This is a genomic window from Prochlorococcus sp. G4PB16 (assembly GCF_059772465.1).
This window is the reverse complement of sequence record NZ_CM186289.1, coordinates 900,166-915,556: the sequence shown is the minus strand read 5'-3', so window position 1 is coordinate 915,556 and position 15,391 is coordinate 900,166. Positions and strand designations below refer to the sequence as shown.

The following is a 15,391-nucleotide window of genomic DNA, read 5'->3' as shown; positions in this document are numbered from 1 at the left end:
GCTAGATCTAGCCTTGAGATGCTCTTGTTTTTTCAAATTTGTTCGGGGGCTGATCATTTGAAGCTTTACTAAAAACCATTCGGCCCGTCGGTGTTTGTAATGCTCCAGTCACCACTACTTCAATTCGTTCACCGATCCATTGGAGACCCTCCTCAATAACAACCATTGTGCCATCTTCAAGATAGGCAATACCTTGTGAGTTTTCCTTACCTTCTCTAACTACTTTTAGATTTAACTTCTCACCGGGTTGAACTTCTGGCCTAACTGCTAAAACTAGATCACTTAAGTTGAGAACTTTTATTTCTTGTACTAGAGCTACTTGAGATAAGTTGTAATCGACTGTGATCAATATTCCTGAAATATCTGAGGTTAATTTTAAAAGAATTTCATCAGTTCCTTCCCCTTCGTATTTTGTACTGTTGATAACTAGTCTTCTTCCATAACTTTCTCTTAATTGATTAAGTAATTTTAGTCCTCTCCTCCCTTTCCCTCTTTTTTCGTTGTTACTTGAGTCAGCTAGTTTTTGTAGCTCATCCATAACTGATTGGGCTACGATTATTTGCCCTTCAATAAGTCCAAATCTAAGAAGGGCCTGAATGCGACCATCAATAATTACACTCGTATCTAAAACTTTTGCACTGGCTGGAGTTAGTATCCCATCTGCCATTAACAAAGACTCAGTGCTATTAGGATTGAAAAGACGTAAAACGGTTCGACCATGAACATCAGCAAGGTTATATCCAAGGACTCCAAAAAAAATGTTGCTTAATACTGCAAAAATAGGCTTTACAAAAAACAATTCAGTGGGTAAGGGTAAAAGCAGTACCGGTACCAATAAAAGTGTTGCTATGACAAGTCCAAGAACTATGCCTACAGATCTACTTACTAGTAGATCTGTAGGCATAGTTCTTATTCTCTTCGTTAATTTATTTCTAAATTGCTGAAAAAGGAAAGCTATTAAAAGACCTATAAGAGCAGTTAATCCTGATAAAGCAATCTTTAAATTTTTGAGATTTGTAATATGATTTAAAGTCTCTTCAGGTAACCAATTCACCCCAATCCATCCGGTGATAGCACCTGATATGAGAAATAAAACCAGAATAACTAAGTCTGCCATATATTCAGGTTATGCTTCCTTCTCGTTTTTTACTAAAGCTTTATTTATTTTCAAAGATTTGGATTGTAAAAGTGACCAATTATTTGGGTTTGTATATCTAGATCTCAAATGGTAGCTCCACCAAGAAGTGCATATTTGCATATACCCTTTTGCCATAAAAGATGTTTTTACTGTGATTTTTCCATTATCCCCTTAGGTGATAGCGCTCAAGGTCCAGGCAGTCCAGGGAAAACTTCTATTAACGCATATTTGGATTTAATTCATAGAGAGATTTTAATTGCTCCAAAAGGTCCTGCTTTATCAACAATCTATTTGGGTGGTGGAACCCCTTCTTTATTGAAAAAAAATGAGTTGGGTTATTTGTTGAAAAATCTTCAAAGAAAATTTGGATTTCAAGATGGTGCGGAGATAACTATGGAGGTTGATCCAGCAACATTTTTTGAAAATGATCTGAATGGATTCATAGAAGTTGGAATAAATAGATTTAGCTTGGGAGGGCAGGCATTTGATGACAGTACTTTGGCCTCAATTGGTCGAAAACATAATCGTTCACAATTAATAGAAGCTTGCAATTGGCTAAACAACTTATTGAAAAAAAGGATGATTAGAAGCTGGAGTCTTGATTTGATTCAAAATCTTCCGGGTTTAAATTTGTCTAAGTGGATTAAAGAGTTGGAACAAGCTGTTCATACGAAAGCCCCTCATTTGTCAATTTATGATTTAACTATCGAACCAAATACTGTTTTTGGCAGAACACACAAAAGAGGTAAGTTAAATATCCCAATTGAATCTGAAGCTCAAAAAATAGATTTCGAAACTAATAGATATCTTAAAAGTAATGGTTTTTCTAGATACGAGATTTCAAGTTATTCATTGCCTGGTCATGCATCTAGGCATAATCGTGTGTATTGGAGTGGTTCTGGATGGTGGGGGTTTGGGATGGGGGCAACAAGTGCTCCTTGGGGGGAGAGATTTGCTAGACCCAGAACAATTGCTGGTTATAAAGAGTGGATTGAACAGCAAGAGAGTCAATTATTAGAGCAAACTTTGTCTAATGAGAAGTCAAAACCAATGCCATTGGATGAACTACTTATGATCGGTCTCAGAAGACGAGAAGGTGTTCATTTGGAGGAACTTGCTAAAAAAGTTGGATGGACACAAAAAGAATGCGATAAGAATTTAGAATCACTGGAGAAATTTTGGCTTAATTCATTAAACGATGGATCGCTCTTAAGACACAACGGAAGGTATTTTTTAAGTGATCCAAAGGGAATGCAAATTAGTAACCAAATTTTGATTCAGATGTTTATGTGGTGGGATTCGCTTGATCTGAATTAGTGGATTCAATCCATTTTTTAAGGGCATTAATGCAAAGTTCACGTCCTCCAATTAAAGGTTTTGCAAAAGGAGGCTGTTCAAGTGAAAGACCAAGAATATCAGCTGTAACTCTTACCTGCCCATCGCACTCAATTCCTGCTCCAATTCCTATTACAGGAATATCTAAATGTTTCTTTAAGCGGCTAGCAATTTCTCCGGGGATATGTTCAAGAACTATTGCAAAACATCCTGATTCTTGAAGTCTTTTTGAATCATTGAGAATTTTTTCTTGACTATTTTTATCCCTGGCTTGCGATTTATATCCAAGTTGATGAACTGATTGCGGAGTTAGGCCAAGATGGCCCATAACTGGGATTCCCATTCTAATAAGTCTTTTAATTACATTTAAAGTTTCAGGTTCTGCTCCTTCAAGTTTTACTGCTGAAGCAGCTGAATTTTTAAGGAGAGTTCCTGCAGCTTCAACTGCCTTGTCTTCTCCGCATTGATAACTTAAGAAAGGGAGATCACAAACTACTAAAGGTTGTTCGGAAGGAGGTTTACAAAAACCTCTACAAACAGCCTGAGTATGGTGAAGCATTTGATCAAGTGTTACCGGAAGTGTTGTTGTGTGCCCTAAGACAACCATCCCAAGTGAATCTCCCACCAGAACTACATCAGCTCCAGCTGCCTCAACTATTGATGATGAGATAGCATCCCAGGCAGTTAATACAGTTATCTGTTTTCCCAACTTTTTGAAACGAACCAATTCAGTGGGTAGCATTTAATTCTTAATAACGTGATTAGCTATTGCTAGAATATTAGTGACTCGGCCTCATGCGGCTGTGACGCTCAAACCTGGTCAGGACCGGAAGGTAGCAGCCATACGGGATGCTCAAAGCAGGCGTGAGCTCCGGGTCACCTTAATCAAGAAAGTAGATTGGTATTAACGATTTTGTCTTAGACGTAAAAATTCAGGTATTGAAGCCCCTGCTTCCCTTGTTTCTGATTGCTCGTAGAGTGTTTGAGGTGAGAGTCTTGCTCTATTTCTTTCATTTGAATAAATTTGATTACTGTCGAATCCAGTAGCAATCACGGTTACCTGAATCTCTCCCTCAAGTTTTTCATCAACAACTGTACCTACAATAATATTTGCTTCAGGATCAACTACATCAGAAATAACTTCAGAAGCAGATGTCATATCTTCAAGAGTCATATCTTTACCTCCAGTTATATTTATCACACATCCTTTGGCTCCATCTATTCGCGCTGCTTCTAAGAGAGGACTATTGATTGCAGCTTGAGCTGCCTCAAGAGCTCTTGATCTTCCAGAGCCTAAGCCAATTCCTAAAAGCGCAGTACCAGCTTCGGTCATAACAGAACGTACATCAGCAAAATCTACATTCACCAAACCAGGACAAGTGATTATGTCACTTATTCCTTGAACTCCTTTCATTAGGACATCATCAGCGCTTCTAAAGGCTTCTTGCAAAGGTGCTCCTGAAATTACGTCTTTTAATCTGTCGTTTGGAATGACAATTAAAGTATCAACATTCTCTGCAAGCCGTGCGATACCTTCATCTGCCTGCCTTAAACGACGTTTGCCTTCAAAACTAAATGGTTTTGTAACTATCCCTACTGTTAAAGCACCACTTTCTTTGGCAACTTGAGCGACAACAGGGGCTGCTCCAGTTCCAGTACCTCCGCCCATGCCAGCGGCAATAAATACTAGGTCGACTCCTTCTAAGGCTTGTTGAAGATCAGCTCTTGATTCTTCTGCCGCCTTTTGTCCAATACTTGGATTGCCACCTGCCCCAAGACCTCGAGTTAAGCTTTGACCAAGCTGAACTCTATGGGTAGCGGATGATTGGATAAGAGCCTGAGCGTCTGTATTAAGTACTCGATATGTGACTCCATCAAGATCACTATTAATCATTCGGTTGACTGCATTGCTTCCGCCGCCGCCAACTCCAATAACCTCAATACGTGCAGATTGACTGGGCAGGATTCCATCATCCATGTTGAAACTAGATTTGTTTCCCATTCCCATCACCATATTCAGGATTAGAACTCTTTCTGGGCATTATGAACATCATCGATGAATTCTGTTGGCTTATAGGTTTAAATTGATTAACAAATTAATTTCCCTCATTGACCATGATTTGCTAAAAATATATTTAAGGTTTCTAAAAAAATTAGTCATAGCAGTACTTTTACTCTTCGCTCTGCAGTATTTTTTCTATTTTTAATTCCGGTTTGGTTGGATCTCTAAGATCCACGATCTTTACTTTTGTGTTGATTAAAAGATTTGGTAATGATTTTTGTAGCTGGTTGAGTTTATTAATTTGCTCGATTAAGCGATCCGTTTCAGAGCCTAAAAGGACTAAGTCGAAGTGCTCGGTTTTTAGGCTGATTTCTTGAAGAGGATTTATTATGATTTTTTGAAGAGGGCTTTGAAAAATAAATCTATTTTTAATTATTAAAATAATTTCCTTTTTTTTACTTGGATTCCAATTTTCTATAGATAATTTTATTTTATTTTGATTTGATTTGTTTACGAATTGAAGAGGTATCCACGATCCTTCAATATCAATCATTCCTTTTTCAATATTGTTTGAGATAACACGATTAGCAAAAGCTATTGGCTTTCTTTCTAAAATATTTAGATGAATTTCGGGAGGAAAGAACTTTCTACTTACTGAAACTCCTTTAATAGGAAGCTTTTTTATTAAATAAGATTCAATTTCTTTGGGATTTAATTCCAACAAATTTCTTGGATAAAAAATACTAGTTGTTTGTTTGATATCGTTATTTGAAATTCCAGATAAACCTTTGATTTTAGTTTGATCAAAACTTATTGGTTTCCATGCTTGGTTTAAAAATGTAAGAATCAGAAAAATTGAAGTACTTGAAAAAAAAATTAATTGCCAAAGTTCAATTAGAAAATTTTTATTTTGAAAAATATTCGAGACTTTTTTATTTGATATTAGATTACTCTTTTTTGATTTTCTGTTTTTTCTTTTATTTGATTTCAAAGGTCGCATCTTGCTCTGGACATGAGTTTGTCCATCCATTGACGAGCACGCTCAGCATCTGAAAAAGGCACATCTATTTCTCTGCCTGAACCAACAAGCCTGAGTCGGCAACGTCCTTCAGATTCTTTTGTTAACGGTGCCTCTCCTGAACTGAGAGCCATCAGCTCAACCATTTCTAATTTTTTAACTTCGAATGTTGCTTCCTCCTTGAAACTGCCTGCTTCGAAGCTGCTCCAGCATAAAATCCCAGCTTTTAATCGGGCAGCTCCTGTTCCATCAAGCTTTGCGAGCTCTGAACCTTTAGCCCAAATTAAATAAAGATTCTGTCGCCTTCTCTCTATCCAGCCAAGGGAAGCTATGAGAATAAAAGCCATCAATAATGGCAACCAAAGGAGACCGTGAATCATTTTTTGAAAAAGAGATCTAAAAATGTCATGGTTAATTTATTTTCTAGCTGTTTCTATGAGACTAGCAACAAGTTTTTCTAGTTTTAATCCAGAAGCTTCCCACAACATTGGATACATACTTGTTTTAGTAAAGCCAGGCAAGGTATTAACTTCATTTATATAAATCTTTTGGGTGCTCTCCTGATAAAAGAAATCGACTCTCGCTAAACCAAAAGCATTAAGAGCTTTACATGCCTCAATAGCTAGTTTTTGTATCTGATTAGATATGTTTATATTTAAATCAGCTGGGATAATTGTACTGCTTAAATTCTCATCATATTTTGACTCGTATGTGTACCAATCAGTTTGACATTTAACTTCGCCAACAACTGATGATTTCATTAAGGACTTTCCTAATACTCCACATTCAAGTTCTCTTCCATCAATATTTTTTTCTATTATAATTCTTTCATCATATTTTGCTGCTATTTTTATTCCGGTAATTAATTCTTGATTTGAGTATGCTTTAGTTATTCCGATAGAAGAACCCAAGTTGGCTGGCTTTACAAAACATGGATAATTTATTATTTCTTCTATTTGAGCAAAAATAGACTTCATGAATGATTTATCCGATAAATTATCTTTGTGTAAATAAATATATGGAGCTTGAGGAAGATTGAATGATTTGAAAATTGACTTCATTGCTATTTTATCCATGCCTAAAGATGAACCTAGAGTTCCTGAACCGACAAAGGGTTTTCCAGTTAATTTAAATAATCCCTGAATAACTCCATCTTCCCCATTTGGACCATGCAATGCGGGAAACCACACATCAACTTTGTTACTTTCTGCTGGAAAATTGGCGAGATTATTAATATAATTTCTACTACTTTTTATTGTTTTATTTGATTCTATTTCTCCTGATAAAATTGACTTTGAGTATTCTGAATCTGCCCAAAAACCATTCTTGTCGATGTAAATTGGATTTACAATAAAACGTTCAATGTTGCAAGGATGAGATAAGGCGGCATAAATAGTTTCAGCTGACTTTATAGAAACTTCATGTTCACTGGAATAACCACCAAAAACTAGTCCTATAATTTGCTTTTTATTCGACATTTCTATTTTGTTCTCAATATTCTATAAACGTATTTTATTGAATTAATAAACATTTATAACAAGCTTCCAGTTAATGAGAATGGGCGTATTTCATTGATTTTTATATTCACTAATTCTCCAGGTTGAGGTGATTTGCTATCAATTGAGGATTTTTGGAAAAATGTTAGACGATTTGTTCTAGTCCTTCCTAGTAATTGGGAATCATCTTTAGAATTTATGCTCTCAACAAGTATCTCCTGTAAAGAGTCTTTGTACCTTAAATTTCTTTTCTTTGCAGTCTTTTCTACTAATTTATTAATTTCTCTTAATCTATCGATTTTTATTATTTCAGATAATTGATTAGGCCATAAGGCAGCTGGAGTATTTGGTCTGGGAGAATAGGCTGCAGTATTGACCAGGTCAAATTTAACATCCTCTATAAGTGATAGCGTCTCTTCGAATTCATCTCTCGTCTCTCCTGGAAAAGCTACGATTGCATCAGAGGTAATTGACGAATTAGGCATTATTTGTTTTATATAATTTACAATTTCTTGATAGGTTTGAACTGTATATCCTCGACCCATATTTTTTAGTATTTTATTACTTCCACTTTGGACTGGGATATGAAAGTGTTCACAAACCTTAGGAAGTTTTGCACATACATCTATTAATTCTTTCGTGAAATATCTAGGGTGACTTGTGGCAAATCTTATACGCTCTATTCCCGCAACATCATGAATATATTCTAATAAATACGAAAGTGTTAATTGCCCAGATTTATTGAATTCATAAGCTTTAAAGTCTCTGCCATAAGCATCTATATTTTGCCCTAAAAGGGTTATCTCTTTATACCCAATTCTCGCTAATTCTTCTATTTCATGTTTAATAGCTTGTGGTGTTCGTGATTGTTCTTTACCTCTGACCGAGGGAACTACGCAATAAGTGCATCGCTCATTGCATCCATAAATAATGTTAACCCAACCACAGATAGCGCTCTCTCTTCTCGCTGTCGCAATGTCTTCGTAGATGTGCTGTTCATCAGTTGCTAAAACTTGGTGTCCGTTATCAACTTGATTAAGAAGAGTCTCCAGCCGATTTGCATGCTGAGGTCCCATAACAAGATCTACTTCAGGAACTCTTCTTAAAAGTGTTTCCCCTTCTTGTTGAGCTAAGCATCCTGCAATAATAATTTTTAAATTAGGATCTGATTTTTTCCTTCTAGCTTGCCTACCTAAATAGCTGTAAACTTTCTGCTCAGCATTATCACGAATAGTACATGTGTTGTAGAGAACTAAATCTGCCTTAAGTTCTTCTTCCGCAAGCTCATATCCCATCGTTTGCAAAATGCCTGACATTCTCTCTGAATCAGCCTTATTCATTTGACAACCGAAAGTGGTAATCCAGTAGCTTCCTCTAGGGCTTCTAAAAGACTTGCTTTGTTTAGTAGAAGCTATGGTTGTTGTCATCGCAGATTAATTTTTTTCCTTGGGGAAAAAAGATTTTTGAGATTGTCCAAAAAATCTTCAAGGGCGAGCGAGGGGATTCGAACCCCCGAATAGCGGCGCCACAAGCCGCTGCCTTAACCACTTGGCGACGCCCGCCTTGTGCTTTTAATCTACCAATGATTTGTCATTTTGAAATTCCAAAATGATTTTGGTAAAAAAATTTAGCTTGTGAGTATTGTAGATAGTACGTATTGAAAATATCACTTTTATATCTTGATCAAAACGCAATTGACTGGTATTGAAGTTACTGTGGTAGCAGAACCCGTAATAGTAAAAGCTCGGGATTGAAATCTATTCAAAAGTGAATTTCGCAAAAGATGTTGAATTGATTGCAAGTCCTCAAAAGTCTGGGCGAGTAGATGTTCTTGTTCCAAGATGTTTAATTGGTAATGGACAGGATGTATTAGGAACCTCAACTGATAAAGAAGGACTTTTGTCTGTTCAGGTTGAATGGCGAGATGGAATAATTACATCAATTGGGGGCTTACAAAAAACTTCAAAAGTTCCTGAGGAAATCCTTCTGCCAAGATTTGCAGAGCCGCATGCACATATAGATAAAGCATTTTCATGGTCACGTTCACCTAACTTGAGAGGTAGTTATCAAGAAGCTTTAGCAGCAAATCTCCGTGAATATGAATTGAGGTCCGAAGAAGAATTAATTTTCAGAGTTGAAAAGTGTCTCAATTTAGCTTTTGTTAATGGTATCAGGGCAATTAGATCTCACATAGATAGTTTTGGAAAAACAGCAATGAGAGATTGGGTTCTGATAGAAAGTATGAGAACAAAATGGCAAGAGAAATGTTTTTTGCAGTTTGTTGCTTTGGTTCCATTAGATTTTTGGCAAAGTGATGAAGGTGAGTTTTTAGCTCAAAGAGTTGCTCTTAATGGAGATCTCTTAGGTGGGGTAATAGCGCCTCCTTTCAATAAGACGAAGACTTTTAAGTCCTTACTTCACCTTGTGCAACTTGCAAATAGACTTAAGTGTGATATTGATCTTCATATTGATGAGTCTCAATTCTGCCCAGCTGGGGGATTGAAATTACTTCTAGAAGTATTAGACCAAGTTGAAAATGAGATATCAATAACTTGTAGTCATCTAAGCAACATGGGCTTGTTAAGAGAAAAAGAGATTTCATCTTTAGCGAACAAAATGGCTAAGAACAGATTGAAAGTTGTTGCATTACCACTAACTAATTCTTGGCTTTTAGGAAGAAAAGATCGATCTACTTTAACGAAAAGACCACTAGCCCCAATTTTTCAACTTCAAAAAGCTGGAGTCGATGTATCTGTAGGAGGAGACAATATAAATGATTCATGGTTCCCTTTATCTAATTTTGATCCTATAAATTTAATGTCGTTTTCTATGCCAATTGCTCATCTATCTCCCTGGGACAGATTGGGCCTCTCTCCATTTACTTGGTCTCCAGCAAATTTACTTAGCCTAAAATGGGATGGCCTTTTTCAAAAGGGAAGCCCTGCCGATTTTATTTTGTTAAATTCAAATAGTTGGGTAAAAGCTTTGTCTGAAAGACCTAAAAGAAGAGTAGTAGTTAATGGTGAATTCTTGAATGAATTGCCTAAAACAAATACAACATTCACAAATCATGAGTCATGACTAGTAAAGAGAAAATACAATTACTATTAAGTGAACTAAAACAAGTTTCTTATCTAGAGATCTACCAAAAGACTAGTGATTTAAAAAGGTTCTCTAAAGATTTCTTTGATTATTCACCAATATTGATTAATCAATTGAAGGATTGCTTGGCTGACATAGTTGTTCGACCACTTTCCGTAGATGCTATTATTGATGTTGCTCGAATTTGTAATAAGTACTCAACTCCGTTAACTCTTAGAGGGTCAGGAACAGGGAACTATGGGCAGAGTGTTCCCCTTGACGGTGGAGTAGTTATGGTTATGTCTGGTCTTAAGAAAATTAGAAATTTCGATTTAACATCAGGTGAAATCACAGTTGAATCTGGTTGTTTGCTTAGAGATATCAATGATGAGTTGATTAAACATGGCCGTCAATTACGGTTGCTTCCAAGTACATGGAGAAGCGCCTCTATTGGTGGTTTCATTGCTGGTGGTTCAGGTGGGATAGGATCCGTTCGTTGGGGCTTCCTTCGAGATCCTGGCCATTTGCAATCCTTAGAAATAATAACTACTGAGGATTCCCCAAGAAAACTAGAATTGAACGCAAATACTTCTGAGGCATTGAACCATGCTTATGGAACCAACGGAATAATTACTGCGTTGACATTAACAACTGCTCCATCTATTGAATGGCAACAAATAGTTGTCGATTGTTTTGATTGGAACCAGGCCATTGATTTGTTATGCAAATTTAATTGTGCTGCACTAGAACTTTATTTGGGAACATTACTAGAGAAAGAAATTGTTAATTATCTCCCGCATTGGTCTGGTAAGCCTTCAGGCAAGCATAGGATTTTATTGTTGGTCTCGCCTGATGGTGTTAGTACAATTGAGCGACTTGCAAAGTCGGCTGATGCAGATTTTGATGACTTAGGTCCGGAAAACCTTAAGGCTGGGACAGGTCTTCGAGAGCTTTCTTGGAACCATACAACTTTACATATGCGTGGCATTGATCCTGACTGGACCTATTTGCAAATGCTTCTTCCTCAGCCTGAATCTGAAATAATGAGTAAATTGAAATCTGAGTGGGGATCCAATCTTTTATGGCATTTAGAATGTGTTCGTCAAAATGGAGTTCAAAGAATAGCTTCACTCCCACTTGTTAAATGGCAAGGTGAAGAGGCTATGAATCAATTAATCAGTCAATGTAGAGACCTTGGTGCAGTGATTTTTAATCCGCATACAATCACTGTTGAAGATGGTGGTCTTGGTGTAGTTGATTCTGATCAAGTGCAAGCGAAGAGTAACTTTGATCCAAAAGGGATTCTCAATCCAGGTAAACTTAAAGGGTGGAATCTAAAAGAAAATTGATTTGATTTCTCTTTTTAAAACAATTTAACTTATCAATATTCCCCTTTTAAAAAGATCACCTATTAAATATAGTGATCCTGAAATGATAGGTGGTGGAGATGGCCATCTAGGTTGTTCTTTAAGTGCTGATAAAACATCCTCTACTCTAAGCGCTTCTTTGATTTGTTCTTTAAATTCAGGGCAAAAACTTAAAATTTGATCTTTAGACCAGCTCTGTTGGCCTGGGACAGGAACTACCCAAGCTAAATCTTTTTCTCTAATTAGCTTATGCAAAATGCCTATCATGTCTTTTCTTTTTTGAATCCCTAGTATCCAAATAATTCCACTTTCTTGATCAGTCCATGCGTCTCTTTCAACTGATAATTGTTTAGCCGCATGAGGATTATGTGCACCATCAACAACTATGGGCATCCCTTCCCATTTTGTTGTTTGAAGCCTTCCAGGCCATTTAGCAAGAGATAATCCTTCTCGAAGTTGTCCTTCTGAAATAGTCCATCCAATATTTTTTAAGGATTCAATAACCCCTTTGGCTACAGCTGCATTTTCTTTTTGGATTGCTCCTGATAAGCCGAGTTCCCAGTCTGATGGGATTGGATCTACCCAATGAATGACTGCTTGTTTCCTATTAGCAGTTTCTTCGAAAACTCTTTTTACAATATTGTGTTGAGTAGCTGTAATGACAGTACTCTTTGTAGTTATTACAGCTGATTTCTCAATAGCTATTTTTTCTAGACTATTGCCTAAGTATTCACAGTGATCAAGCCCAATAGCTCCAAATGCAATAATAGGTCTATATTGATGCGCGGTTGTTGCATCAAGTCTACCTCCAAGCCCTACCTCAAGGATAAGAAGTTCAACATCCCTTAAAGTAAAATATTTAAGTGCTATTGCAATAATACATTCAAAAGGAGTCAAACTATATTTTTTTGTAATTGGAGCAAGAGTCAGACTTAATGATTGAAATTCTTCTTTAGATATTTGAGTCTTATTGATACATATTCTTTCGACCCAATCAACTAAGTGGGGAGAGGTTGTAACTCCAGTTTTGATATTTACTAAGCTAAGAACACTATTAATAAAAGCCGCAATAGACCCTTTCCCATTCGTTCCTGCTATGTGAATAGCAGGTGTATTTTTACAGGGATCTCCCATGGCATTAATAGCCAATGACATACGATCTATGCCCAGGTTCATATCTCTAAACTCTGTGCGCTTACTTTCGAAAAAGAAATTTGATTGTGTTATGAAAGTTTCATCAGACATTTGTCTAGTCTCGATAAAAGCTCATTAATTTCTTTTTTTGTAATAGTTAGAGGAGGGACTATTCTTAATACTTTTATACCAGCTGATACTAGAAGTAGTTTTTGTTCTAGTGCAGATTTGACAATATCAAGAGATGTTATTTTTATATTGTCTTTTATAACGAGACCATGAATAAGACCAACGCCTCTAGTTGATACAAATATATCTGAATATTTATCTGAAAGTTTAATTAATCCCTCTTTTAATTGATTACCTCTCTCGGTAACTTTATTTAGGAGGTCTCTTTTTTGTATTTCTTTTCCAACGGTTAGAGCTGCTCTACAAGCGAAAGGGTTCCCTCCAAAAGTGCTGGCATGATCACCGGGCTCAAAGACATCAGCAAGTTGATTAACCAACAGAGCGCCAATGGCATGACCTCCACCAAGTCCTTTAGCTAGTGTGAAAACATCAGGTTCAATACCCAGTTGTTCATATCCCCAAAGAGTACCTGTCCTCCCCATTCCAGTTTGGACTTCGTCAAAGATTAATAAAATATTGCTGTAGGTACATTTTTTTCTTAAGAGCTCAAAAAATGATTTTTTTCCAATATTTATGCCTCCCTCTCCTTGAATAGGTTCGATAAATACAGCTGCAATTTTTGGGCCTTGTTTTTCTAAATCATCAAATAGATTTTCAAAAGATTCACTGTCGTTATAAGAAAAAAACTTAAATCCCTGAACCATTGGCTCGAAGCCTTTGTGGTATTTCGGTTGCCCTGTAGCACTTACAGCTGCGAGTGTTCTTCCGTGAAAGCTTTCCCTTGAGCAAAGAATGACAGGATTGTCGATTTTACGTTCTAAATTCCCATGTTTTCGTGCCAATTTAATTGCAGCTTCATTTGCCTCAGCGCCGCTATTACAAAAAAATACACTTTTGGCAAAACTTTTTGAGGTCAACCATTGAGCTAGTTCTTCTTGCTCTGGTATTCCGTAGAGATTAGATACATGTTGAAGTTTCCTTAATTGTTTTGATAAAGATTTAATTAATGCTTTATCGCTATGGCCTAGAGAACAAGTTGCAATGCCTGCTACAGCATCAAGGTATTTATGGCCTTTTTTGTCCCACACCCATGAGCCTTTACCCTTGGTGATATCTATGGGAAAACGATTATAAGTTTTCATCAATGAAGTGGGAGCGGTCGGACTTGAACCGACAAACCCGAAGGTGCCGCATTTTGAGTGCGGTGCGTCTACCAATTCCACCACGCTCCCATGTGTTTATTTTATGTTAAAACTAGCAAAAATATGAAACTAAGCTGCATTTTTTTGAGTATCAATGTTGTCTTTACTAATTATTTTGTTAGAGAAAGAACTTTGAGATGTCATTTGATCAAGTTTTCTAAAAATAATAGAACCTGCATTAGTTAATTTTTCTTCTAATTTTTCATAGCCTCTATCTAAGTGTTCGAGACCCGTGAAAATACTATTTCCTTTGGCAGAAAGACATGCAAGGATAATTGCAGCAGAGGAACGTAAATCTCCTCCCTCTACATTTGAACCTGTAAGTTCTTTTACTCCTTTTATGTGAGCAGTATTGTTTTCTAGATAAATGCAGGCACCCATTTTATTTAGCTCCAAAACATGTTGCATTCTCTTCTCAAAAACTCTTTCTTTGATTTTGCTTGAACCTTTAGCTGTGGCCATTAATGACATGAATGGAGCCTGAAGATCAGTTGGAAAGCCAGGGAATGGGCTTGTGGTTATATCAACTCCTGAAATCTCTCTTGGAATGATTTTTAAATGATTCCCATGATGAGATATTGAACAGCCACATTCTTGTAGTTTTGAAATAACAGCGCTCAAATGATTTGGGATTACTGGACCAATAATGAGAGGTGATCGTGTTATTGCTGCAGCAATAAGAAATGTTCCTGCTTCTATCCTGTCGGGGATAACACAATGAGAAGTGCCGCTTAAAGATTTCACTCCAATGATTGTGATTCTTTTTGTTCCAGCTCCAAAAACCTTTGCTCCCATTGAATTAAGCATTTTCGCGAGATCCTGGATCTCTGGCTCTCTCGCGGGATTCGATATTGTTGTTTTCCCTAAAGCTAAGCAAGAAGCCATCAAGATGGTTTCCGTAGCTCCAACGCTGGGATATTTAAGAGTAATATCTGCTCCAAGTAATCTTTTGTTTTTGGTTGAAACTTGAGCTTTTACTACATCATTTATAACTTCAACTTCCGCTCCTAAAGCCTTTAGACCATTAATATGTTCATCAACAGGTCTTGCTCCAATATTGCAACCACCAGGTAAAGGAATTTTTGCTTCTCCAAGTCTTGTAAGTAAGGGCCCAACACAGAAAAAACTTGCTCTTAAGCTATGAACTAGTTGATAGGGTAATTCAACGTTATGAATAGACTCTGAATTAATCTCGATAGAATTATTTTTTTTAGTTAACTTTGCGCCCAAATTACGAAGAATCTCTGACATGACTTCAATGTCCGTTAGTTGTGGGACATTTTTAATGAGGATTTTTTCTTTCGTAAGAAGAGACGCAGCCATTAAAGCTAGTGAAGAATTTTTTGCCCCACTAACTTTTAAAAAACCACTAAGCGGACGCCCTCCCTTTATCTCCAGATGTGGCGGAATAATATTCCTTTTAATTGTCGCCACACTACTCATGTTGGAGCGAGCTGCTTACCCAGCCATAATGCCAAGCGGATTTAAA

Annotated in this window: 13 protein-coding genes, 2 tRNA genes and 1 other RNA gene; 4 read left to right on the top strand and 12 right to left on the bottom strand. The window is 36.8% G+C overall.

Annotation, left to right across the window (positions count from 1 at the left end; all coding sequences use genetic code 11):
* Window positions 1-7: 7 nt before the first annotated feature.
* Window positions 8-1,117 carry a PIN/TRAM domain-containing protein gene (locus AC6EIZ_RS05450; RefSeq protein ID WP_498512997.1) on the bottom strand — a complete coding sequence of 370 codons (1,110 nt, stop codon included), beginning with the start codon at window positions 1,115-1,117 and terminating at the stop codon, window positions 8-10.
* A 108-nt stretch (window positions 1,118-1,225) separates the two neighbouring features.
* Here AC6EIZ_RS05450 and hemW point away from each other — a divergent pair, with 108 nt between their 5' ends.
* The gene (hemW, locus tag AC6EIZ_RS05445) at window positions 1,226-2,455 is read left to right on the top strand and encodes a radical SAM family heme chaperone HemW (RefSeq protein ID WP_498512995.1); all 1,230 of its coding nucleotides are present in this window, start codon (window positions 1,226-1,228) and stop codon (window positions 2,453-2,455) included.
* On the opposite strand, the gene panB is transcribed toward hemW, so the two are convergent.
* On the bottom strand, window positions 2,424-3,215 hold the full coding sequence (gene panB, locus AC6EIZ_RS05440; protein WP_498512994.1) for a 3-methyl-2-oxobutanoate hydroxymethyltransferase: 792 nt from the start codon (window positions 3,213-3,215) through the stop codon (window positions 2,424-2,426). The two genes, hemW and panB, sit on opposite strands and share 32 nt — an antisense overlap.
* Window positions 3,216-3,257: 42 nt before the next feature.
* On the opposite strand from panB, the gene ffs reads away from it, so the two are divergent.
* Window positions 3,258-3,354: signal recognition particle sRNA small type (gene ffs / locus AC6EIZ_RS05435), an RNA gene on the top strand.
* 23 nt (window positions 3,355-3,377) lie between these two features.
* On the opposite strand, the gene ftsZ is transcribed toward ffs, so the two are convergent.
* The 6 genes from ftsZ to AC6EIZ_RS05405 all read right to left on the bottom strand — a co-directional run bounded on the left by ftsZ (window position 3,378) and on the right by AC6EIZ_RS05405 (window position 8,551).
* Window positions 3,378-4,475 (bottom strand): cell division protein FtsZ, encoded by a 1,098-nt coding sequence (gene ftsZ / locus AC6EIZ_RS05430; protein WP_498512992.1) that lies wholly within the window; start codon window positions 4,473-4,475, stop codon window positions 3,378-3,380.
* Between the two features lie 169 nt (window positions 4,476-4,644).
* Complete coding sequence (locus tag AC6EIZ_RS05425; RefSeq protein ID WP_498512990.1) at window positions 4,645-5,505, bottom strand: cell division protein FtsQ/DivIB; 861 nt, start codon at window positions 5,503-5,505, stop codon at window positions 4,645-4,647.
* Complete coding sequence (locus tag AC6EIZ_RS05420) at window positions 5,463-5,873, bottom strand: hypothetical protein (protein ID WP_269606653.1); 411 nt, start codon at window positions 5,871-5,873, stop codon at window positions 5,463-5,465. The genes AC6EIZ_RS05425 and AC6EIZ_RS05420 overlap by 43 nt, the downstream gene beginning before the upstream one ends.
* A 36-nt stretch (window positions 5,874-5,909) precedes the next feature.
* Window positions 5,910-6,971, bottom strand: coding sequence for a D-alanine--D-alanine ligase family protein (locus AC6EIZ_RS05415; RefSeq protein ID WP_498512989.1), 1,062 nt, complete (start codon window positions 6,969-6,971; stop codon window positions 5,910-5,912).
* Window positions 6,972-7,024: 53 nt separating this feature from the next.
* The gene (gene miaB / locus AC6EIZ_RS05410) at window positions 7,025-8,416 is read right to left on the bottom strand and encodes a tRNA (N6-isopentenyl adenosine(37)-C2)-methylthiotransferase MiaB (protein WP_498512988.1); all 1,392 of its coding nucleotides are present in this window, start codon (window positions 8,414-8,416) and stop codon (window positions 7,025-7,027) included.
* 62 nt (window positions 8,417-8,478) lie between these two features.
* Window positions 8,479-8,551 (bottom strand) — tRNA-His (locus AC6EIZ_RS05405).
* Between the two features lie 205 nt (window positions 8,552-8,756).
* Here AC6EIZ_RS05405 and AC6EIZ_RS05400 point away from each other — a divergent pair.
* Both AC6EIZ_RS05400 and AC6EIZ_RS05395 read left to right on the top strand, forming a co-directional pair.
* The gene (locus tag AC6EIZ_RS05400) at window positions 8,757-10,070 is read left to right on the top strand and encodes an amidohydrolase family protein (protein WP_498512987.1); all 1,314 of its coding nucleotides are present in this window, start codon (window positions 8,757-8,759) and stop codon (window positions 10,068-10,070) included.
* Window positions 10,067-11,419 carry an FAD-binding oxidoreductase gene (locus AC6EIZ_RS05395; protein WP_498512986.1) on the top strand — a complete coding sequence of 451 codons (1,353 nt, stop codon included), beginning with the start codon at window positions 10,067-10,069 and terminating at the stop codon, window positions 11,417-11,419. The genes AC6EIZ_RS05400 and AC6EIZ_RS05395 overlap by 4 nt, the downstream gene beginning before the upstream one ends.
* 24 nt (window positions 11,420-11,443) lie before the next feature.
* Here the strand turns inward: AC6EIZ_RS05395 and AC6EIZ_RS05390 are convergent, their stop codons facing one another.
* The 4 genes from AC6EIZ_RS05390 to murA form a co-directional block, all read right to left on the bottom strand.
* A complete protein-coding gene (locus AC6EIZ_RS05390; protein WP_498512985.1) occupies window positions 11,444-12,613 on the bottom strand; it encodes a bifunctional folylpolyglutamate synthase/dihydrofolate synthase in 1,170 nt (389 codons plus the stop codon).
* 47 nt (window positions 12,614-12,660) lie between these two features.
* Window positions 12,661-13,842: an aspartate aminotransferase family protein gene (locus tag AC6EIZ_RS05385; RefSeq protein ID WP_498512984.1), complete on the bottom strand. Its 1,182-nt coding sequence runs from the start codon at window positions 13,840-13,842 to the stop codon at window positions 12,661-12,663.
* 8 nt (window positions 13,843-13,850) lie between these two features.
* Window positions 13,851-13,932, bottom strand: a tRNA-Leu gene (locus AC6EIZ_RS05380).
* Between the two features lie 39 nt (window positions 13,933-13,971).
* Complete coding sequence (murA, locus tag AC6EIZ_RS05375; protein ID WP_498512982.1) at window positions 13,972-15,345, bottom strand: UDP-N-acetylglucosamine 1-carboxyvinyltransferase; 1,374 nt, start codon at window positions 15,343-15,345, stop codon at window positions 13,972-13,974.
* Between the last annotated feature and the right edge of the window lie 46 nt (window positions 15,346-15,391).

Bases quoted from the DNA above. Each gene is read 5' to 3' on its own strand.
- AC6EIZ_RS05385 (WP_498512984.1), bottom strand. From the start codon at position 13,842: ATGAAAACTTATAATCGTTTTCCCATAGATATCACCAAGGGTAAAGGC.
- AC6EIZ_RS05425 (WP_498512990.1), bottom strand. From the start codon at position 5,505: ATGGATGGACAAACTCATGTCCAGAGCAAGATGCGACCTTTGAAATCA.
- murA (WP_498512982.1), bottom strand. From the start codon at position 15,345: ATGAGTAGTGTGGCGACAATTAAAAGGAATATTATTCCGCCACATCTG.
- AC6EIZ_RS05395 (WP_498512986.1), top strand. From the start codon at position 10,067: ATGACTAGTAAAGAGAAAATACAATTACTATTAAGTGAACTAAAACAA.
- AC6EIZ_RS05450 (WP_498512997.1), bottom strand. From the start codon at position 1,117: ATGGCAGACTTAGTTATTCTGGTTTTATTTCTCATATCAGGTGCTATC.
- AC6EIZ_RS05390 (WP_498512985.1), bottom strand. From the start codon at position 12,613: ATGAACCTGGGCATAGATCGTATGTCATTGGCTATTAATGCCATGGGA.
- miaB (WP_498512988.1), bottom strand. From the start codon at position 8,416: ATGACAACAACCATAGCTTCTACTAAACAAAGCAAGTCTTTTAGAAGC.
- AC6EIZ_RS05415 (WP_498512989.1), bottom strand. From the start codon at position 6,971: ATGTCGAATAAAAAGCAAATTATAGGACTAGTTTTTGGTGGTTATTCC.
- ftsZ (WP_498512992.1), bottom strand. From the start codon at position 4,475: ATGGGAAACAAATCTAGTTTCAACATGGATGATGGAATCCTGCCCAGT.
- hemW (WP_498512995.1), top strand. From the start codon at position 1,226: ATGGTAGCTCCACCAAGAAGTGCATATTTGCATATACCCTTTTGCCAT.
- panB (WP_498512994.1), bottom strand. From the start codon at position 3,215: ATGCTACCCACTGAATTGGTTCGTTTCAAAAAGTTGGGAAAACAGATA.
- AC6EIZ_RS05420 (WP_269606653.1), bottom strand. From the start codon at position 5,873: ATGATTCACGGTCTCCTTTGGTTGCCATTATTGATGGCTTTTATTCTC.